Below are 19,828 nucleotides of genomic sequence, written 5' to 3'. Positions count from 1 at the left end.
GCCGCCGCGCGTGATCGACTACACGACAACCAGTTGCTTGGTGGTCAGGGTGAGGAGCTCCGGGTCGCCCTCGCGCACCACGAGCGTGTCCTCGATGCGGACGCCGCCCTTGCCAGCCAGATACACGCCGGGTTCCACGGTGACCGCCATACCGGCGGCGAGTCTACCGTCGCCGGTCTTCGACAATGCCGGCGCCTCGTGGATGTCCAGGCCGACACCGTGGCCGAGGCCGTGCAGGAACTGCTCGCCGTAGCCGGCGTTCTCGATCACCTCGCGGGACGCGGCGTCCACCTCGCGCACCCCGGCGCCGACCCGCAGCGCCGCCCGTCCCGCCGCCTGCGCGGCCGCGACCAGGTCGTAGATCTCGCGCTGCCAGTCGGCAGGCTGGCCGATCACGACCGTGCGGGTCATGTCCGAGTGGTAGCCGTCGACCACGGCGCCGAAGTCCATTTTCACGAAGTCGCCGACGCGCAACGGAGCGTCGGTCGGCCGGTGGTGCGGGATCGAGGAGTTCGCCCCGGCCGCCACGATCGTCTCGAACGCCGGCTTGGCGGCGCCGTGATCCAGCATCTGGTCTTCCAACTCGCGGGCGACCTCGCGCTCGGTGCGCCCGGGACGCAGGCTGCCGTGCCGCACCAGGCCGGCGAGCGCGCGGTCGGCCGCCGCACAGGCCATCCGCAGCGCCTCCACCTCGGCGTCGTCCTTCACCTGCCGCAGCCGCTCGACCAGGCCCGGCGCCCGGACCAGCTCGACACCCTCGGCGGCGGAGCCCAGCACGTCAAGGCCGTCGACCGTGACGTGCTGGCTCTCGAACCCGGTGCGCCCGTAGGCAGCGGTATCCTTGCCGGCCCGGGTGGCCAGCGCCTCCGCACTCTGCCGCTCGATCACCTGCTGCAGGTCAGGCACCTGGCGGCCGGCCTGCGTGAGGTACCGCCCGTCCGTACAGAAGATCGTGCCGTCCTCGGCCCCGGCGTGATCGGTCGCGCGCACCAGCAGTGCGGCGTTCGACCCGGTGAAACCGGTGAGGTAGCGGACGTTGAGCAGGTTGACGACCAGCAGCGCGTCGAGTCCCTGTTCGGAGAGCTCGGCGCGAAGGGCGTCGCGGCGACGGGCGTGTGGCTCGGGCATGTCAGCGAGTCTAGATGGGGCGTCGTGACCACACCTCCTTTGTCACCTAGGCTTGCGCGATGCGGTCCTGGCTCGTTCGCGGTGCGATCCTCGGCGTTCTGCACGCCGTGGTGGAGACGCTGCGCGCCTACTTCGTGGCGCGGGATCCGAGCGCCCTGCCCACCGTGCTGCCGGCAGTGGCACTCGCCGTCCTGGTCGCGGCGGCCGCGCTGTGGGCCGGTGTGGACGCGCTGCTCAAACACGACATGGACTTCTACCGCTGGTTCTACGCCGGACTGGTCGCCGCGCCCATCGCCGGCATCCTGCGGGTGATCGGCAAGGCCACGCTGGTCGACCAGTCCGACGCCGGCGAGCTGGGCGCGGCGCTGACCAGCGGCGCGGCCTTCACGGCGCTCCTGGTGATGGTGCCGGCGTGGCTCGGAATGGTTGTGGGACAACGACTCCGGCCGGCACGCCGTCCCGCCCGGCACGCCAAGGCCACGCCGAAGGACGCCTAACGTCGAGCAACCGCTGGCCCGTCGCTCTCCCTGACCAGATCGCACACTCGCGAGTACGGCACGGCCGAGATCTCCGCCGGCTGCAGCCCGAGCCCCTGACTGGCCAGCACCTCGAACCCGGACTCGGTGAGGAAGGTGCTCAGCCGCTCGCCGACCGACGTGACGTACGGGTGCGCCACCGCGATCCTGCGGGCACCGACCGCGCGCAGCGCGTCGGCCGCCGCGCCGGACGTCGTGGTGGCCGACTCCGCGCCCTCGTCCAGCAGCGCCTGCCGCAGCGCGCGCTCGCCGGTGACACCACCGACGAAGCTGCACGCGGTGCACAGGTACACCACCGCCCGCACGCCCAGTTCCAGCACCTCGCGGGTCGGGCGGCGCAGCACGTCCGGCTGGTTCAGCGCTGACACCAGGGCGAGCGCCTCGCGATCGGTGGTCGACGCGGTGCGGGACAGGTGCGGTGTCACCTCGCCGGGCACCCACCGCCACAGCTCACGGTCCCGGTCGAAGTCGAAAGGACGCCACGACGCCGACGCCGATCTGCGGCGTCGGTCCGGTGATCACATCGGTCATGCCTCCACGGGTACCACGACCCGTCAGCCGGCGGCGACGACCAGCGCCGGTCCCTTGGCGATCGCGTCCCACTCGGCCGCGATGATCTCGGTGACCGGTGATTCGTTCGCCGTGATCAGGCCGGCATCCGCGATCGGCCACAGCCGGCCGTCGTCGAGCAGGAAGGCGGTGCCGCGCCCGGCCGCCCGCCGGACCGGTGCGCCGCGCACGAGACGCGCCGCCACCGGCACGCCGTCCAGCACGGTGGGGCGCCGCTCCAGCATCCGCACCGCCAGCCGGTCGGCGACGGCTCGCCGCTCCACCCGCACCAGCGCACCGCCGGCCACCAGGTCGACCGTGCGCTGCGGCGACGGCGTGGCGAACCCGTCGAGCGCCCGCAGCGCGCCGGCCGGGTCGCGGCAGGCGCGCGTGCCGGTGAGGTCGAGGCCGAAGCGGACCATGTCGGTCGGCGCGGCGGTGTTCGCCGTCGAGCGCACCAGGTCGACCGGCACCCGGTCGCACGGTCCGTCTGCCGACGGCGGCGCGTGCCCGAGCGGCGTGCGAGCCAGGCCGGGGCCCTCCTGCCACGGACCGCGCACCACCACCGGGTGGTACGGGTGGCGGCGGAAGTCCCGGTCCCAGAACGTGATCGTGGTGCCGCCGTCCGTTTCGTGCGCCACGGCGAACGCGTCCAGTGCGGGTACCCACATCCAGTCCGCGCTGAACGCGTCCACGATGGACCGCGACCGGTTGCCCACGGTGCCGGGAATCGTCCGGAACCCTTGCGGTGTCAGGGATTCCACCTCGCGACCGAACGCGGGGTCGGGCGAGCGCAGCACGAACTGGCCGGCGCCGTTCCACCCCGCGGCGGCGCCGGTGGTGTCGGTGAACATCAGGTAGAACCGCCCGTCCAGGTACAACGCGGACGGCTGGCCGGAGCCGTAGATGTTCTCCCGGTGCACCTCGTTGGACGGCGCGAGGATCTGCCCGCCGTTGTTCGCCCGCGTCCAGGTGATCCCGTCCGGACTCGTCGCGAGGCCGATCGCGTTGCCGCGCGCGTGGTCGCCGGCGGCACCCGTGTAGTACAGATAGTAGGTGCCGCCGACCTTGATCACCGACGGGTCGCAGGTGTGCACCTTGTCGAACCCGCCGGGGCTTCCGGAGAACACCGGCGCCGGGGGCGCGCCGCCGTTCGTCCTAAATGGACCGTCCAATGTGGACGATTCGGCGTAGAGCACGTCGTCGCCGGGCGGGGGTGCGGCGCCGAGTTGGCTGCACCACCACATGCGGTACCGCCCGCCCTCGGCCATCAGCGCGGGCGCGTAGTTGTACGGCGCGTCCGCGGCACCCGCGGCCACCACGGCGGAGCTGGCCCGCTGCCGGTCGGTGCCGAGCGTCTCGGCCGGGCGCGGTGGCGGCGCTGGCGCGGCCGGCCGCGTCGGTTGCGCGCTGTCGTCACCGATCACGGCCGGTCTGGTGCCATCGGCCTGAGGTGAGGCCTCACTCGCGGTGCACGCGGCGAGCAGCGCACCGGTCAACGCCATCGTCAGCCCCGCGGCGATCGCCACGGCACCGATGGTCCGCCGTCTCGTCCATAAGGAACTCGACGGCCCGCGTCTGGAGGGCGTCACCCGCTCCCCTTCTCGGCCGTCCCGTCCTTCTCGGCGAGCCAGCGCAGCGCGAGCGGATAGCCGGCCACGCCGAGCCCGACGATCACGCCGTCGGCCACGGCCGAGATGTGGCTGTGGTGCCGGAACTCCTCACGGGTGTGCACATTGGAGATGTGCACCTCGACCAGCGGCGCGGTGAGCGCGGCGCACGCGTCACGGACGGCGATCGAGTAGTGCGTCCAGGCGCCGGCGTTGAGCACGACCGGCACCGACGAGTCGGCCGCCTCGTGCAGCCAGTGCAGCATCTCGCCCTCGTAGTCGGTCTGCCGCACCTCGACCTCGATGCCCAGCTCGTGCCCGGCGCGCAGGCACTGCTCGACCAGCTCGGCGTGCGTGCTGCTGCCGTAGACCAACGGTTCTCGGGTCCCGAGCCTGCCGAGGTTGGGCCCGTTGAGCACCAGCACCTTCACAGCAGTACTCCTCCTCCGGGCTCGGCCGCGTCGGCGGCGATGGCCGAGTAGGCGGCCGCGAGCATAGCGGGATCCGGTCCCTCGAGGCGGCCGGGTTTGGCGAGTCCGTCCAGCACCACGAAACGCAGCACGCCCGCGCGGGTTTTCTTGTCGTTGCGCATGCCGTCGATCAACTGTGGCAGCGCGTCCGCCGCGTAGGTCACCGGAAGCCCGATCGAGGTGAGTACGGCCCTGTGCCGGTCGGCGGTCTCGTCGTCGAGCCGGCCGGCGAGGCGGGCCAGCTCGGCGGCGAACACCATGCCGACACTGACCGCGGCGCCGTGCCGCCACTTGTACCGCTCGCGGCGCTCGATCGCGTGGCCGAGGGTGTGGCCGTAGTTGAGGATCTCGCGCAGGCTCGACTCGCGCAGGTCCGCGGAGACCACGTCGGCCTTGACCTGGATCTTGCGCCGCACCAGCTCGGCGATCACGTCGCCCTTGGGGTCGACGGCCGCGGCCGGGTCGGCCTCCACCAGCTCGACGATCTTCGGGTCGGCGATGAACCCGCCCTTGATCACCTCGGCCATGCCGGCCACGATCTCGTTGTGCGGCAGGGTTTCCAGCGTCGCGAGGTCCACGATCACGGCGGCCGGCTCGTGGAACACGCCGACGATGTTCTTGCCGGCGTCGGTGTTGATCGCGGTCTTGCCGCCGACCGCGGCGTCCACCATGCCGGCGAGCGTGGTCGGCACGTTGACCAGCCGCACACCGCGCATCCAGGTGCCGGCGACGAACCCGGCGAGGTCGGTGACCGCGCCGCCGCCCAGCGCCACGATCGCGCCCTGGCGGTCGAGGCCGATCCGGCCGAGCACCTCCCAGCAGAACGCGGCGACCGTGAGCGCCTTGCCGTCCTCGGCGTCCGGAATCTCCACCCGGTGCGCGTCCAGGCCGGCGGCGACCAGTTCGTCTCGGGTGGCCTCTGCGGTCCTGCCCAGCGTCGGGGTGTGGATCACCGCGACCTTCGACGCGTCGCCGACCGCGCGGACCAGTTCCTCCAGCAGGCCCCGCCCGATCACCACGTCGTACGGCGCGGCGGTGCTCACCCGGATCCTGGTCGGCTCGGCTGTTCCCATGGGCACGAGCATCCCATCCCCCGGGTCACCGCCGCACGCTCGGGTGAGCTACTCCCACACCACGGCGGCCGCGCCCGCGCCGCGCGTCTCGGCGATCAGTTGGGCCTGTTCCTCCAGGTCGTGGCGCACGTCCGGCGGGAAGGGATGCACGGTCTGGACGGTGAGCGTGATCTTGCTCCCGGAGGCGCGCGGCCGCCAGGTGCCGGCCACCTCGCCGTCCAGCAGCACCGCGCCGGCGCTCACCGGCGAGCGCCACACCTGGCCCGCCAGCGCGCGGTCGGGCACGAGCAACGTGCGGTGCCCGAGCAGATACGGATCACGCGGGGCGAGCAGCAGCGCGGCCGGCGGCGCGGGTGCCTTCTCGGCGGCGGCCAACGCACCGGGTGCCATCGTGAGCCGATTGCCGTCTACCCGGACCGGCTCCGACTCGGCGCGTACGTCGGCCCAGCCGTGCGGCGTCCACGGCGGCTTCTGCGGCACGGCGCCGGCGACCAGCCAGGTGCGCAGGTCGTCCTCGTGCACGGGCCCGGCGTAGTGGACGAACGCGCGCACCAGCGCCGCGTCCCCGCCCTGGCTGTCCATTGTGGACGGTGGCAGGAAGCTCAGCCGCCGGTCCCGCCACTCGAATTCGATGCCGGCGAGCAGCGTGCCGACGCGGAACAACCCCTCGATCACGTGCGCCGAGCCACAGCCTTCGCACCACGGGCGCGCCGGCGGCGGCAGGTGCGGACTGATCGCGCCGGACAGTTCGCCCTTGCTCGCCCGCTCCCCCGGGAATCTGGCGCGCATGAGCTCCACGACCTCGTCCACCATTGCCAGGGTGTCCACAGTGGACTCGACGAACGCCGGGCCGTGCCCACCCAGCAGCGCCAACAGGTCTCGGTCGTCGCGTGGCCGCAGCGCGTCGCGCAATCTCGGCAGATCGGCTCGGCGGTGCAGGTGCGGCGCGCCGCGGACGCTGAGCACACGCACCAGACTCGGATCCTCGGCCGCCCTCGGATCACCGGTCCGCACGGCGAGCGCGATGTCGGCGGAGCTGGCCGGCGCGTCGTGCAGGCCGACGTCGAGCACCCCGACACCGCTGATCGGCGCGCGGGCGGTCAAGCCCTGGACGGCCGAGCGGTGCGCCACCATCCGCGCGCGCTCCAGCTCGGCGGGTTCTGCGGTCGTCATCGGGCACCTCCCCGACGTCGGCGCTAGCGGAACCCCAGTCCTATCAAGGGGTACCGACGTTTTCGACCGCCGCGAGCACGGCGTCGACCACCTCGTCCGGCGTGCGCTCGTCGGTGTCCACCTCGATCGCGGCGACCTGGCGGTACAGCGGCAGCCGCGCGTCCAGCAACTGCTTGAAGGTGGCCCTCGGGTTCACGCCGGCCAGCAGCGGCCGGGCGGTGGACAGCCCGGTGCGCCGCACGCCCTCGCCCAGCCCGACGTTCAGGAACGCGACGCGCTGCCCGGCGAGCACCGCCCTGGTGCGCTCGGACAGGATCGCGCCGCCGCCGAGCGCGAGCACGCCGGAGTGCTCGCGCACCGCGGTGGCAACGGCCTGCTCCTCGGCCGAGCGGAACGCCGGCTCGCCGTCCTCGGTGAAGATGTCGCTGATCGCCTTGCCTACGGCGGCCTCGACGTCGGCGTCGGTGTCACGCAGGTCGACCCCGAGCCGCTCGGCGGCCAGCCGGCCGACCGTGCTCTTGCCCGACCCTGGCGGGCCGACCAGGATCAGCCGCGGCCCGGTCACCGCTGCCACCGCTGCTCGAGTGCCGCCAGGTAGCCCTCGGCGTTGCGCTTGGTCTCGGGCAGCGAGTCGCCGCCGAACTTCTCCAGCGCCGCCTCGGCGAGCACCAGGGCGACCACCGACTCCAGCACCACGCCGGCCCTCGGCACCGCGCACACGTCGGAGCGCTGGTGGATCGCCACGGCCGGCTCGCCGGTCTTGACGTCCACTGTGGACAGTGCACGGGGGACGGTCGAGATCGGCTTCATGGCCACCCTGGCCCGGAGCGGTTCGCCGTTGGTGATGCCGCCCTCCAAGCCGCCCGCGCGGTTGGAGCGCCGGGTCACGCCGGTGACGCCGCCGGCCGGATCGATCTCGTCGTGTGCCTTGCTGCCCCACCTCCTCGCGGTGGTGAACCCGTCGCCGATCTCCACGCCCTTCATCGCCTGCACGCCCATCAGCACGCCGGCCAGCCGCGCGTCCAACCTGCGGTCCCAGTGCACGTGTGAGCCGAGGCCCGGTGGCAGCCCGTAGGTGATCACCTCGATCACGCCGCCGACCGTGTCACCGGCCTCCTTGACCGCCTCGACCTCGGCGACCATGGCGTCGGTCGCCTCCTGGCTGAACGCGCGCACCGGGCTCTCGTCGACCGCGGCGAGGTCGCCGGGGCCCGGCACGGGTGCGTCCGCCGCCGCCTCGGCCGCGCCGATCGACACCACGTGGCTGACGATCTCCACGCCGAGCAGCTGCCGCAGGAACGCCCTGGCCACCGTGCCGAGCGCGGTCCTGGCCGCGGTCTCCCGCGCGCTGGCCCGCTCGAGCACCGGCCGTGCCTCGTCGAACCCGTATTTCTGCATGCCCGGTAGGTCGGCGTGCCCCGGGCGGGGGCGGGTCAGCGGCTCGTTGCGGGCGAGGGCGGCCAGCTCGGCGGGATCGACCGGGTCGGCCGCCATGACCTTCTCCCACTTGGGCCACTCGGCGTTGTCGATCCGCACGGCGATCGGGCCACCCTGGGTGACGCCGTGCCGCACCCCGCCGAGGAACTCGGTCGCGTCGGTCTCGAACCCCATCCTCGGGCTCCTGCCGAACCCGAGCCTGCGGCGAGCCATCTGCTCGCCAAGGTCGGCGGTGGTGATCTCGACACCCGCGACCATGCCCTCGAGCACAGCGACCAGTGCGGGACCGTGTGACTCTCCAGCGGTGATCCAGCGCAGCACCCCGTGATCCTGTCATGTGGCCCACCCGCCGGCTTGTCGCGGGCGGCGCGCGGGTCGCCGGCATCACAGCCACCCCTCCGACAGCAGCGCCGCGCCGGGGAACGCGGCGATCAGCCAGGTCGCCGCGAGCAGGCCGGGACCGTGCGGGACACCCGTGCGCCACCGCCTCGACACGCGGGCCGGTGCCGCGAGCAGCAGCACCAGGGTGACCACCGCCGCGCCGACAGCGGCCAGGGCCAGCGCGGCCCAGCCGAGCACGCCGAGCACCGCGCCCAGCACGCCGGCCAGCTTGACGTCACCAGCACCGAGCGAGCCGGGCACGAGCCGGCGCACCATCGCGTGCACGCCCCAGAACAGCAGCGCACCGGCGACCGCCCTGGCCACCAGCGGCCAGCCCGCTCCCCCGGCCGCCGCCACCGCGATCAGCACCGCCAGCACCGGATAGGCCGGCAGCGTCAGCGCGTCGGGTAGCCGGCGGTGCCGCAGGTCGACGACGGTGAGCAGGACGGCCAACCAGGCGAGCGCGAGCGGCACGGGCAGCCACCACCACGGCGGCCCGCCTCCACCGGCGACGCGCAGCCCGAGGACCGTCCACAGGAGACCGGTGGCGCCCTCGCACCACCCAGGCGTGACCCGTGTGCCGCGGTGTAACCGGCCGAGCAGCACACGTCCGCCCGCACCCGCGAGCGCTCCGGCACTCGTGAACACACCGACCAGGAGAACTTCCATGCGTCCACGATGCGCGCGAATCCCTTGTCTGCCAAGGAATTTCGGGAGTGAAGGCCACCCTCACTCCGCCGCCGGTTCAGCTGTCACACCAAAACCGTTGTGTCGCAACGGTTCCGACGTCCTCAGTCGGCCTTCGCCCGCCGCAGGATCTCCTCGATCACCGGCGTCTTCGCGTCCGCGTAGTTCTGCACGAACTTCCACTCACGGGTGGCCAGATCACGCTTGACCGCCGCGTACTCCTCCCGGTCGGAGTCGTTGGCGCGCAGGTGATCCCGGAACGTCAGGATGCGGTCGATCTCCTCCACACCCGACGGGAACACGTGCAGGTTGACGTCCCGGTCGTCGCCGTACTCGACCCGCCGGTGGAACATCCGGTGCTCGAACCAGTTCGGCTCCCGGATCCGCAGCGTGTACCCGGCCGCCTCCAGCGCCGGCACGTACGCGCTCTCGTCACCGGAATCGGCCACCACCAGCAGCACGTCGATGATCGGCTTGGCCGGCAGGCCCGGCACCGAGGTCGACCCGGTGTGCTCGACCATCAGCGCGCCGTCGCCGAGCGCACCGCGGACGCACGCCTCCTCCTCGGCGAACGCGCGCGGCCACTCGGAGTCGTAGTCCACCACGATCACCTTGGTGGCAAAGGGTTTCAGCTCGCCGATCGTGACACTGCGCAGCTCGTCGTCGGACACTCCTGACACGTCCGCTCCCTCCAGGTAGGCAGCAGGCCAAGGTATCAGAGAGGAAGCTCCAGCATCCCGCCCGTGGCGTCGCGCAACGCGGTGCGCATCACCTCGCGCGGGGCCGGCCGGCCGGTGAACTGCTCCACCTGCCCGAACGCCTGGTGCAGCAGCATGTCCAGCCCGGTGGCGATCCGCGCGCCGCGCGCCAGCACAGCCTCGGCGAGCGGCGTCGGCCACGGGTGGTAGATCACGTCCAGCACGGTGTCCGCACGGGCCAGACCAGCGGCCACCGGCGCGGTCGCGGCCACCGGAACCGTGCTCACCAGCACCGCCGCCGCCTCGGCCAGCGACGCCAGGTCCGTTGTGTCCCAACGGGAAACCTCGACGGGCAGACCCAGCCGTTCGGCGCACGCCACCGCCTCGCCCGCCCGGGACGGCTCGCGCACCACGACCGTCACGCCGGCGACGTCCAGCGCCGCCAGTCCGGCGAGTGCCGCCCGGGCCGTGCCACCCGCACCGAGCACCACCGCACGGTCGCTCCCGCCCGGCCGGAAGCCGGCGGCTCGCAGCGCGCCGACCACGCCGTCCACGTCCGTGCAGTCCGCGTGCCAGTCGCCACTTTCCTTGTGCACCAAGGTGTTCGCCGCACCAACGGCCACCGCCCGATCGGTCGACGAGGACGCGAGCGCCAGCGCGGCGGCCTTGCCCGGCATGGTCACCGACAGCCCGGCCCACTCCGGCCCGAGCCCGGCGACCAGGGCGGGCAGCGTGTGCTCGTCGGCCTCGACGCGCTCGTAGGACCAGTCCAGCCCCAACTCGGCGTACGCGGCGCCGTGCAGCACCGGCGACAGCGAATGCTCCACCGGCTTGCCCACCACCGCGGCGCGGCGGGTGGCTACCGGGTCACCAGGCACCGCGAGCCTGCGCGTCGCGCACGTTCTGGTCGTGCTGCTGGTTGGTCTCGGCGAAGCAGGACAGCCCGTTCTTCTCGCACTTCACGAAGAACAGCCACGGCCCGTCGGCCGGCTTCGCCGCCGCCTCGATCGCCTTCTTGCTCGGCGATCCGATCGGAGTCGGCGGCAAGCCGGCGTTCTGGTACGTGTTGTACCCGCCGGCCTTGGCCCGGTCCTCCGGCCTTGTCCGGATCATCGGACGGTCCAGCACGTAGTTGATCGTGGAGTCGTACTGCAGCTTCATCGGCTTGGCGAGCCGGTTGTAGGTCACGCGGGACACCTTCGGGAAGTCCGCGGTGATCGCCTCGCGCTCGATCAGCGACGCCATGATCAGCACGTCGTACGGCGTGAAGCCCATGCCGTCGGCGATCCCGGGCATGCCCACGCTGTCGAAGGTCGCCCTGGACCGGGTCAGCAGCGTGCGCCACAGGTCCTCGGCCGACGCCCCCGGCCGCACGTCGTACACGTCGGGCAGCACGAGACCCTCGATGCGATGCTTCGGGATGGGCGTCCTGGCCGCCGCGGTGGCGGCCCAGGTCGGCGCGCCGAGCTGGGCGAGATCGGCCGTCTCGGCCACCTTGCGCAGGTCCTCGGCCGACGCGCAGGTCGTCTGGCCGTTCAGCTCCACGCACGACGCGGTGTGCAGCAGCGTGATGATGCCGGGCACCACCGAGCCGTCCGGGTTGCGCACGTCGTCGAGCTGCGAGCCGGCCCTGAGCTGGAACTGGCCCTTGCGCGCGCCCTTGTCGACGATCCGCGCCAGCGCGTCCTTACCGGACACCTTCGTCTTCATCACGTAGAAGCCGGGCTGGATCCGGTTCACCCGGGAGTCGTCCTCGCCGGCCTCGATGAACGCCTTGGTGCTCGCGACCACACCCTGCTTCATCAGCGCGTCGGCGATCTGGCCGCGCGAGGAGCCCTCCTGCACCTCGACCACGACGTCCTTCTCACCGGGACCGGAGTAGTCGTCGTAGCCGCCGATGTCCAGGATCTTCTGCAGGCCGAAGTACGCGCCGACGCCGATCAGCGCCAACACGGCCAGCACGATCGCCCACACCTTGCCGCGACGCCTGCGCCGGCGCACCGGACGACGACTCTGGTGCTCGTCGTGCTCGGCGTCCCACAGGTCCAAGTCGCTCACGGCCCCTCCTCGCGGGTCCGGCTCCGCAGCGCGGTCGCCCGCGCGTCGAGCCAGCCTTGCAGGATCTCCACCGCGGCCGCCTGGTCCACGACCGCGCGCTGACGCTTGCCGCGCACACCACGATCACTCAGCATTCTGGTGGCGCTGACCGTGGTGAGCCGCTCGTCCGCGAGGCGCACCGGCACCGGCGCGACACGCCCGGCGAGCGCACCGGCGTAGGCCACCGCCGTCTCCGCGGCGCGGCCGTGCCGCGCGGCCAAGGTCCTCGGCAATCCGACCACTACCTCGACCACCTCGTGCTCGGCGACGAGCTGAGCGAGCTGATCCAAATCACTATCCGACCGCTCATCGCGGGACAGGGTAGCGAGTGGCGTGGCGAGCACCGGACCGGGATCCGACAGCGCCACGCCGACCCGCACAGACCCTACGTCGACCGCCAGCCGGCGACCAGAGCCCGGATCGTCCGAGCCCGGCCGATCCGGTGTGGCGGGATCGCTCACCGCTGGGCCAGCGCCGCACGCAGCGCCGTCACCGCGTCGGACACACCGGCCGGATTCGACCCGCCGCCCTGTGCCAGGTCCGGCTTGCCGCCGCCGCGTCCGCCGATCTTCTCCGCGAACGCCGGCACCAGCTTGCCGGCCGCGAGCCCCTGGTCGCGCGCGGCCGAGGTGGTGGCCACGACGAAGTTGACCTTCTCCCCCGCCGCCGAGAACAGCGCCACGACGCCGGGCCGCGAACCGAGCCGGTTGCGCACCTCGCCGGCGAGCGTGCGCAGGTCGTTGCCGGCCACCCCGTCCGGTGCGGCGACCGCGACCAGCGCGACGCCGTTCACGTCCTCGGCCTGGTCGGCGAGCGTGCCGGCGGAGGACAGCAGTTGGGCGCCGCGCAGCTTCTCCAACTCCTTCTCCGCCGCGCGCAACCGTTCCACGGTCTGCCCGATCCGGTCCGGCAGCTCCTCCGGCTTGGCCTTGAACTGCTCGGCGAGCTGCGAGACCAGCACGTGCTCGCGGGCCAGGAAGCGGAACGCGTCCAGCCCGACCAGTGCCTCGACGCGCCGCACGCCGGAGCCTATGGACGCCTCGGACAGCAGCTTGATCACGCCGATCTCGCCGGAGCGGTGCACGTGCGTGCCGCCGCACAGCTCCTTGGAGTAGTCGCCGATCGTGATCACGCGGACCTTGTCGCCGTACTTCTCACCGAAGAACGCGATCGCGCCCTGCTTGCGGGCCTCGTCCAGCGTGACGACTTCGGAGCGCACGTCGTAGTCGTGCAGCAGAACGTCGTTGACCTCGTCCTCGACATCGGCGAGCACGCTGGCCGGCACCTGCCCGCCGGGCGAGGTGAAGTCGAACCGCAGCCGGCCCGGCGCGTTCAGCGAGCCGGCCTGCGCTGCCTGCGTGCCGAGCGCCTTGCGCACACCGGCGTGCACCAGGTGGGTGGCCGAGTGCGAGCGGGACACCGAACGGCGGCGGGTCGCGTCGACCTCCGCGTGCGCGCCCGCGTCCAGCATCAGCTCGCCACTGGTGACCTTGCCCCGGTGCACGTTCAGCCCGGCGACCGGCGACTGCACGTCACGCACCTCGACGGTCGCACCGTCGGTGGTGATCACGCCCGAGTCGGCGAGCTGGCCACCGCCCTCGGCGTAGAACGGCGTGCGGTCCAGGATCACCTCGACCTCGGTGCCCTCGCCGGCCGCGGGTGTGGGCCGGCCGTCCACGAGCAGGCCGATCACCCGCGACTCGGTCGCCAGGTCGGAGTAGCCCAAGAAGTCCGTGACGCCGTGACTGTCCAAAATGGACCGGTAGGCCGCGCCGTCGCTGTGGCCGGTCTTGCGCTGCGCCGCGTCGTCCTTGGCCCGCTGGCGCTGCTCGGCCATCAGGCGGCGGAAGCCCTCCTCGTCGACCTTCAGCCCCTGCTCGGCCGCCATCTCCAGGGTCAGGTCGATCGGGAAGCCGTAGGTGTCGTGCAGCTGGAATGCCTTGTCTCCGGCCAAAACCGAGCCGCCGGACGACTTGGTCTCGCCGGCCGCCAGGTCGAAGATCTTCGAACCGGTGGTCAGCGTCTGCAGGAACGCCTCCTCCTCGGTGCGCACCACCGAGTCGATCCGCGCGAACTCGGTGGCCAGCTCCGGGTAGGACTCGGCCATCGTGTCCCGCACGACCGAGGCGAACTCGCCGAGCACCGGCTCGTTCACGCCGAGCAGGCGCACCGAGCGCACGATCCGGCGCAGCAGCCGGCGCAGCACGTAGCCGCGGCCGTCGTTGCCGGGCGTCACGCCGTCGCCGATCAGCATCACGCCGGAGCGCGCGTGGTCGGCGATCACCCGGAACCGCACGTCGTCGGTGTGGTCGCGGCCGTAGCGGCGGCCGGACATCTCCTCGGCACGCGTGATCACCGGGCGCACCAGGTCGGTCTCGTAGACGTTGTCCGCGCCCTGCAGCAGCAGCGCCACCCGCTCGATGCCCATGCCGGTGTCGATGTTCTTGTTGGGCAGCTCGCCGAGGACCGGGCCGCCCTTCTTCGGGCTCACCTCACCCCGGATCTCCTGCATGAACACGAGGTTCCAGATCTCCAGGTAGCGGTCCTCGTCCGCCTCCGGCCCGCCGTCGCGGCCGTGTTCGGGGCCGCGGTCGTAGTAGATCTCCGAGCACGGGCCGCCAGGACCGGGCACGCCCATGTCCCAGTAGTTGTCCTCGGCGCCGCGACGCTGGATGCGCTCCTCGGGCAGGCCGCTGAGCTCGCGCCACAACTGGAAGCCCTCGTCGTCGTCGTGGTAGACGGTGGCCCACAGCCGCTCGGGGTCGAAGCCGTAGCCGCCGTCGGACCGCGACTTGGTGATCAGCTCCCAGGCGTGCGTGATCGCGCCGGCCTTGAAGTAGTCGCCGAAGGAGAAGTTGCCGGCCATCTGGAAGAACGTGTTGTGCCGGGTGGTCTTGCCGACCTCGTCGATGTCGCCGGTGCGCACGCACTTCTGCACGCTGGTCGCGCGCGGGTAGGCGGGCGGCTCCTCGCCGAGGAAGAACGGCTTGAACTGCACCATGCCGGCGTTCACGAACAGCAGGTTCGGATCGTCCAGGATCAGCGACGAGCTGGGCACCCTGGTGTGCCCGTTGTTCTCGAAGTAGGTCAGAAAACGGTTGCGGATGTCATGGGTCTGCACGATGGGTCCTCGAGGTGGTCAAGCGCGACAGGGGTGCCGGAGGCGGCGGATCGGTTGCCCCGCAAGGAAAAGCGGGCGTCAGCCGTCCGCCCTGCGAGCTCGCGCGCCAGCGGCGCCACGGCGGTTCGCCGCGTGCCTGGCTCCCGGGGGACGTACCCCGCTGCGCTGCTCCACCACGTCGGACAGTTCCTCCTCGCGCTCGGTCATCCCGGCGCGTACGTCGGCGCCGAACGAACCGATGGCCCCGGCCAGCTCGCGCATCGCGTCGCTGACGTTGGCCGCGACACCGGACGGCGTGGCCTGCCGTGCCGTCTGCTTCGCCTTCCTCGACAACGCTACGCCGCCGGCGACGCCGACTCCAAGCCAGAAAAGGCGCCTCACTTGCGAACACCTCGCCGCTTGCGCCGGGTGTGCTTTCCGTCGCCGTCGGCCTTGGCCGCCTTGCGCGCCTTGATCGCCTTGCTCACGCCGTAGGAGAACGCGGCCGTCTTGACAAGCGGGCCGCCGAGCGTGGCGGTGAACACCGAGCTCAGCGCGGACACGTTGCCGGTCACCGACTGCGCGTTGGACGTGATCCCGTCAACCCGCTCGAGCTGCGTGTTCACGTGTGTCAGGGAGGTGTTGGCCTCCCGGAACAGCGGATCGGAGTTGGTGTGCGCCTTGCGGATCGCGATGGTCGCCTCGTCGAGGGTACGCCCGAGTTTGATCAACGGGATCGCCAACAGCAGCACCAGCAGCACGAACGCGCCGGCCGCGATCAGCGCGGCGATCTGCCCTGCCGACACGGGCCCTCCTCGAGTCAACGACGTCTTGATCGCGGATCAGGCTACCGCGATCACCCTGAGTCGACCCGTCCGGATCACCCGTACCCCGTCGGAGACCGCTCGGACTATCACCACCCGCCAAATGGTCGCCCTTCGTGATCAACTGCTGTCGTACCGTTAAGAGGTGGGTTCCGGAGCCGACCGCGTGACTTTCCGCGCCGTGTTCGCTGTGCGGGAGTTCCGGGCAATGTGGGCGGCCGAGGCGCTGTCGCAGGCCGGCGACCAACTCGCCAGGGTGGCGCTCGCGGTGCTCGTGTACGGCCGCACCGAGTCCGCCGCGCTCACCGGTCTGACCTACGCGCTCACGCTCGCGCCGTCGTTCCTCGGCGGGGTGTTCCTGTCCGGCCTGGCCGACCGGTTCCCCCGGCGCACCGTCATGGTCGTCTCCGACCTGTCGCGGGCCGGGCTGATCGCGCTCGTGGCCGTCCCCGGGATGCCGTTCTGGACGCTGTGCGTGCTCGTCGGGCTGGTGTCGTTCACGCAGGCGCCGTTCAAGGCCGCACAACTCGCGCTGCTGCCGGACGTGCTTCCGGGCGACGCCTACGTCGTCGGTATGGGTATCCGCACGATCACCATGCAGACCGCGCAGACGATCGGTTTCGCCGGCGGCGGTCTGCTGCTCACCGCGGTCGGCCCGCCGACGGCGATGCTGCTCGACGCGCTCACCTTCGTCGTGTCGGCGGCGTTCGTGTGGTTCGGCGTGACGTCCAGACCCGCTCCCGCCCGCCCGGACGACGCGCCGGAGGCCGACTCCTTCGGACGATCGGCCGCCCAGGGCGGGCGGCTGATCTGGCGTGACGCCGGCCTGCGCACGCTGACCGTGTTCAGCTGGCTGTCCGCGCTGCTGATCGTCTACGAGGGACTCGCGGCGCCGTACACCGCGGAGATCGGCGGCGGGCCGGCCGCGGTGGGGCTGATCCTGGCCGCGGACCCGCTCGGCAGCGCGATCGGGGCGTTCGTGTTCACCAGGTGGGTGGCGGCGAGGCGGCGACCTCGGCTACTCGGGCCGCTGATGGTGGCGAGTTGCGTGCCGCTGCTGGTATGTCTGGCCAAACCGGGGCTGGTGGTGTCGGTGGTGGTGTTCGCCGTCGCGGGCGCGCTCGGCACCGCGGTGATGATCCAGGCGACCGCGTCGTTCAGCCGCGGCGTCCCCGATCACCGGCGGGCGCAGGCGCTCGGGCTGCTCCAGTCGGGCACGGCGACGGTCCAGGGTCTCGGTCCGCTGCTGGCCGGTGGCGCCGCGGACGCCGTCGGTACCGCCCACACGGTCGGTCTGGTGGGCGTGGTCGGGCTGCTGATCGCCGTCCCGGCCGCGTTGGCCTGGCGCAACGCCACGGCCGCGCGGCCGGATGTCTGGGTCGCGACGACGGGTGACGGGAAGTAGGTCAGTGCTCGCGGGTACGCATCGGAGAAGGTCACCTCCTGGGGGTGAGGCACGGCGGGGGTGGCACGGGTCGGGGGCGTGTCAGTGCTCGCGGGTACGCATCGGTGGTCACCTCCTGCGAAAGGGCGCGAGGGGCGGGTCGGCCGGGTATCGTTCAGTGCTCACGGGTACGCATCGACGCTCACCTCCTACCGGAGAGGCCGGCTGATCCGGGGACGACGGCCTGACGGCTCGTTACCGGGCAGATACTCTTCGCCTGAGGGGTGATGAGTACAGCATGGACAGTATGAGGCGTGGTCGCCCGATTTTGGGTGCCCTCCTTCGGCTGCGGTCAGGCGCTGTATGGCGCCCCCACCGTTGGGCCATGTGGTCTGATGTCCGGCCGCGATGGATCGTGTTCGCACTGATCTGCGAGATCACCGCCGTCGTGGTGACCGTGGCGAGCCTGTGGGGCGAGCTCGACAGCCGCCACGACCTGATCTGGTTCAGCGTCCTGCTGGTCATGGGCGTCGCGCAGGCCGAGATGTCCCGCCAGATCGAACGGGTGCGCCGCTGGATGGGCGGCCAGACGCACATCAACGTCACCTCGGTCTGGTACTTGGCCGGGGTCGTGCTGCTGGCACCCGGCTGGGCGGCGCTGTTGTCGGCGGCACTGTACGTCCACCTCTGGATTCGCGTGTGGCGCCAGGTCAGCACCCGACCTGCGCACCGCGTGATCGCGAGTACCACCTGGGCCCTGTTGTCCTGCTGGCTCGCGGCGGTGACCCTGCAGGTCACGGGTCTCGGAATTCTGGCCGGCACGCCGCCGAACGCCGCACGCGGCGCCGCGATCGTGCTGGTGGCGGCGGCGGTGTTCGAGCTGGTCAACCTGCTGCTGGTGGCCGCGAGCATCTGCCTGTACACCCGCCAGCGCTCGCTTACCGACGTGGTCGGCACGTGGAGCGACAACATGCTGGAGCTGGTCACGCTGTGCCTCGGCGGGTTGACCGCCACGGCGCTGGTGTACCAGCCGATCCTGGTGCTGCTGATCTACCCGCCGCTGCTGCTCCTGCACCGGCACGTGCTGATCAAGCAGCTCGAGGTCGCGGTCGCCACGGACGAGAAGACCGGTCTGTTCAACACGAACGGCTGGCACCACCTGGCCAATCGCGAGCTGACGCGTGCCCAGCGCACGTCGTCCGCGCTGGCCGTGTTCATGATCGACATCGATCACTTCAAGAAGATCAACGACACCTACGGGCACCTCGCCGGCGACGCGGTGCTCAAGGCGGTCGCGGCGGCGATCACCAACGCGGTGCGCGACTACGACGCGGTCGGGCGCTTCGGTGGCGAGGAGTTCGTCGTGCTGTTGCCCGACCTGGCCGGCGAGGACATCTCCGCGACCGCCGAACGCGTGCGGCACGCAGTCACCCAGCTCGCCGTGCCGCTCAGCGACGAGTCGATGCAGACGATCAGCGGGCTGTCGGTGTCCATCGGCACGGCCACCTACCCCGCCGCCGGCTCGGCGCTCGACCGGATCATCCACGCCGCGGACACGGCGCTGCTGCGTGCCAAGCGCACCGGCCGCAACCGGGTCGAGCACTCCGACTCGCCGAACGGTTCCGCCGCACCCACTCCCCGACCGCCGATGGATCAGGTGAAGTCGACCTCGGACCACTGATCAGGCGCCGGCGGATACTCCGAGATCATCGCGCATGGCCTCGCGGAGCCTGGTCAGCGCGGTGTCGAACACGGCGCCGGAATCACGTGCCGCCCGCGCCGCCACGGAACCGCTCCAGCGCGCCGCCGCCATTTCCTCGGCGGCCGACACGACCTCGGCGAGGCGTTCGGTGACGCCGGCGGGAGCGCACAATTCGACCCGTGCGGCAGCCTCGCGCACATTCGACAAGACGGTATCCGTCTGCGCCGCGGTGGTCGCCCATTCGACGCCGATCCGCACCGTGCGCGCGACGGCGAGAAACGCGGCATAGGCGTCGTAGCGCAGATCGAAGCCGCGATCCTCCCGTTTCGCCGCGCGCTCCACCTCGGCCAGCTTGTACGCACGAACGCCCGCCACCCACTGCGCGCCCAACGCGCCGAGCGGAGCCAGGAACGCGACGATCAAGGTCAACCAGGCCGGAGTGGATCCCATAGGCGGAGACTACTGCCAGGTACCCTGCTGACACGCCACGCAACGCCGTGGTCGACTGTCAGGAGCGATGTGCACGATGGTGTGGGCGAAAGCGCCACTCGGTCCGCACGGGCCGCGATGGTCGACGGTCCGCGTGGAACGGCTGATCCTGGTGGTCGTGCACGGGGTCACGGCGTGGAACCGCCTCGCCGACATTCTGCCGGTGTTCGACTCCGACGCCAGGGTGCAGTTGGTGTTCACGTTTCCCAACGCGTCGGCGATCGACTCGGGAATCGAACAGATGCTCCGCACGAGTGGCGCGATCGTCGTCCCGTGGGACCGGGCGACGAACACGGAATTCGATCTCGCCATTTCGGTACACCATAGTGGGAATCTGCACGACATCACCGCACCATTGATGCTCCTTTCGCATGGAATGGGCTATAGTAAGTACACCGGAAACCGGAAACCGGAAACCGGAAACCGGAAACCGGAAACCGGAAACCGGAAACCGGAAACCGGAAACCGGAAACCGGAAACCGGAAACCGG

Annotated in this window: 20 protein-coding genes and 1 pseudogene; 4 read left to right on the top strand and 17 right to left on the bottom strand. The window is 71.6% G+C overall.

Going from position 1 to position 19,828, the window contains the following annotated elements:
* Positions 1-18: 18 nt before the first annotated feature.
* Entirely contained in the window at positions 19-1,128 is a 1,110-nt protein-coding gene (locus tag EV193_RS06330) for a M24 family metallopeptidase (RefSeq protein ID WP_130343064.1), read from the bottom strand.
* Positions 1,129-1,187: 59 nt separating this feature from the next.
* On the opposite strand from EV193_RS06330, the gene EV193_RS06325 reads away from it, so the two are divergent.
* Complete coding sequence (locus EV193_RS06325) at positions 1,188-1,625, top strand: hypothetical protein (RefSeq protein WP_242613178.1); 438 nt, start codon at positions 1,188-1,190, stop codon at positions 1,623-1,625.
* Here the strand turns inward: EV193_RS06325 and EV193_RS06320 are convergent.
* The 15 genes from EV193_RS06320 to EV193_RS06250 form a co-directional block, all read right to left on the bottom strand.
* Positions 1,622-2,101: an aspartate racemase/maleate isomerase family protein gene (locus EV193_RS06320; protein WP_130343063.1), complete on the bottom strand. Its 480-nt coding sequence runs from the start codon at positions 2,099-2,101 to the stop codon at positions 1,622-1,624. The two genes, EV193_RS06325 and EV193_RS06320, sit on opposite strands and share 4 nt — an antisense overlap.
* Positions 2,102-2,218: 117 nt before the next feature.
* Complete coding sequence (locus EV193_RS06315) at positions 2,219-3,718, bottom strand: glycoside hydrolase family protein (RefSeq protein WP_130343627.1); 1,500 nt, start codon at positions 3,716-3,718, stop codon at positions 2,219-2,221.
* An 83-nt stretch (positions 3,719-3,801) separates the two neighbouring features.
* A complete protein-coding gene (gene aroQ / locus EV193_RS06310) occupies positions 3,802-4,254 on the bottom strand; it encodes a type II 3-dehydroquinate dehydratase (RefSeq protein WP_130343062.1) in 453 nt (150 codons plus the stop codon).
* Positions 4,251-5,366: a 3-dehydroquinate synthase gene (gene aroB, locus EV193_RS06305; protein ID WP_130343061.1), complete on the bottom strand. Its 1,116-nt coding sequence runs from the start codon at positions 5,364-5,366 to the stop codon at positions 4,251-4,253. Before aroB ends, aroQ begins: the two co-directional genes overlap by 4 nt.
* Positions 5,367-5,414: 48 nt before the next feature.
* Positions 5,415-6,539 carry a DNA glycosylase AlkZ-like family protein gene (locus EV193_RS06300; RefSeq protein WP_130343060.1) on the bottom strand — a complete coding sequence of 375 codons (1,125 nt, stop codon included), beginning with the start codon at positions 6,537-6,539 and terminating at the stop codon, positions 5,415-5,417.
* A 43-nt stretch (positions 6,540-6,582) separates the two neighbouring features.
* A complete protein-coding gene (locus tag EV193_RS06295) occupies positions 6,583-7,104 on the bottom strand; it encodes a shikimate kinase (RefSeq protein WP_130343059.1) in 522 nt (173 codons plus the stop codon).
* Complete coding sequence (aroC, locus tag EV193_RS06290; RefSeq protein WP_130343058.1) at positions 7,101-8,297, bottom strand: chorismate synthase; 1,197 nt, start codon at positions 8,295-8,297, stop codon at positions 7,101-7,103. Before aroC ends, EV193_RS06295 begins: the two co-directional genes overlap by 4 nt.
* A 63-nt stretch (positions 8,298-8,360) precedes the next feature.
* On the bottom strand, positions 8,361-9,026 hold the full coding sequence (locus tag EV193_RS06285) for a prepilin peptidase (RefSeq protein ID WP_130343057.1): 666 nt from the start codon (positions 9,024-9,026) through the stop codon (positions 8,361-8,363).
* A gap of 122 nt (positions 9,027-9,148) precedes the next feature.
* On the bottom strand, positions 9,149-9,724 hold the full coding sequence (locus tag EV193_RS06280) for a GrpB family protein (protein WP_207222531.1): 576 nt from the start codon (positions 9,722-9,724) through the stop codon (positions 9,149-9,151).
* A 35-nt stretch (positions 9,725-9,759) separates the two neighbouring features.
* Entirely contained in the window at positions 9,760-10,620 is an 861-nt protein-coding gene (locus EV193_RS06275) for a shikimate dehydrogenase (protein WP_130343056.1), read from the bottom strand.
* Complete coding sequence (gene mltG, locus EV193_RS06270; RefSeq protein WP_130343055.1) at positions 10,610-11,800, bottom strand: endolytic transglycosylase MltG; 1,191 nt, start codon at positions 11,798-11,800, stop codon at positions 10,610-10,612. The genes EV193_RS06275 and mltG overlap by 11 nt, the downstream gene beginning before the upstream one ends.
* Positions 11,797-12,300, bottom strand: coding sequence for a Holliday junction resolvase RuvX (ruvX, locus tag EV193_RS06265; protein WP_130343054.1), 504 nt, complete (start codon positions 12,298-12,300; stop codon positions 11,797-11,799). The genes mltG and ruvX overlap by 4 nt, the downstream gene beginning before the upstream one ends.
* Entirely contained in the window at positions 12,297-14,960 is a 2,664-nt protein-coding gene (alaS, locus tag EV193_RS06260; protein ID WP_130343053.1) for an alanine--tRNA ligase, read from the bottom strand. The genes ruvX and alaS overlap by 4 nt, the downstream gene beginning before the upstream one ends.
* A gap of 78 nt (positions 14,961-15,038) precedes the next feature.
* Positions 15,039-15,341: a hypothetical protein gene (locus EV193_RS06255; protein ID WP_130343052.1), complete on the bottom strand. Its 303-nt coding sequence runs from the start codon at positions 15,339-15,341 to the stop codon at positions 15,039-15,041.
* On the bottom strand, positions 15,338-15,745 hold the full coding sequence (locus EV193_RS06250) for a DUF948 domain-containing protein (RefSeq protein WP_130343051.1): 408 nt from the start codon (positions 15,743-15,745) through the stop codon (positions 15,338-15,340). Before EV193_RS06250 ends, EV193_RS06255 begins: the two co-directional genes overlap by 4 nt.
* A 163-nt stretch (positions 15,746-15,908) precedes the next feature.
* Here EV193_RS06250 and EV193_RS06245 point away from each other — a divergent pair, with 163 nt between their 5' ends.
* On the top strand, positions 15,909-17,168 hold the full coding sequence (locus EV193_RS06245; RefSeq protein WP_130343050.1) for an MFS transporter: 1,260 nt from the start codon (positions 15,909-15,911) through the stop codon (positions 17,166-17,168).
* 364 nt (positions 17,169-17,532) lie between these two features.
* Positions 17,533-18,828 carry a GGDEF domain-containing protein gene (locus EV193_RS06240; RefSeq protein WP_130343049.1) on the top strand — a complete coding sequence of 432 codons (1,296 nt, stop codon included), beginning with the start codon at positions 17,533-17,535 and terminating at the stop codon, positions 18,826-18,828.
* Here EV193_RS06240 and EV193_RS06235 read toward each other — a convergent pair whose 3' ends face one another.
* Positions 18,829-19,278: a hypothetical protein gene (locus tag EV193_RS06235; protein WP_130343048.1), complete on the bottom strand. Its 450-nt coding sequence runs from the start codon at positions 19,276-19,278 to the stop codon at positions 18,829-18,831.
* A gap of 223 nt (positions 19,279-19,501) precedes the next feature.
* Here EV193_RS06235 and EV193_RS33180 point away from each other — a divergent pair.
* Positions 19,502-19,828: pseudogene (locus EV193_RS33180) on the top strand (hypothetical protein); the annotation flags it as partial.

Origin of the sequence: Herbihabitans rhizosphaerae (assembly GCF_004216555.1) — a bacterium.
Taxonomy (GTDB): Bacteria; Actinomycetota; Actinomycetes; order Mycobacteriales; family Pseudonocardiaceae; genus Herbihabitans; species Herbihabitans rhizosphaerae.
The sequence above is the reverse complement of the archived record's forward strand: the minus strand, read 5'-3'. Positions and strand labels throughout refer to the sequence as shown.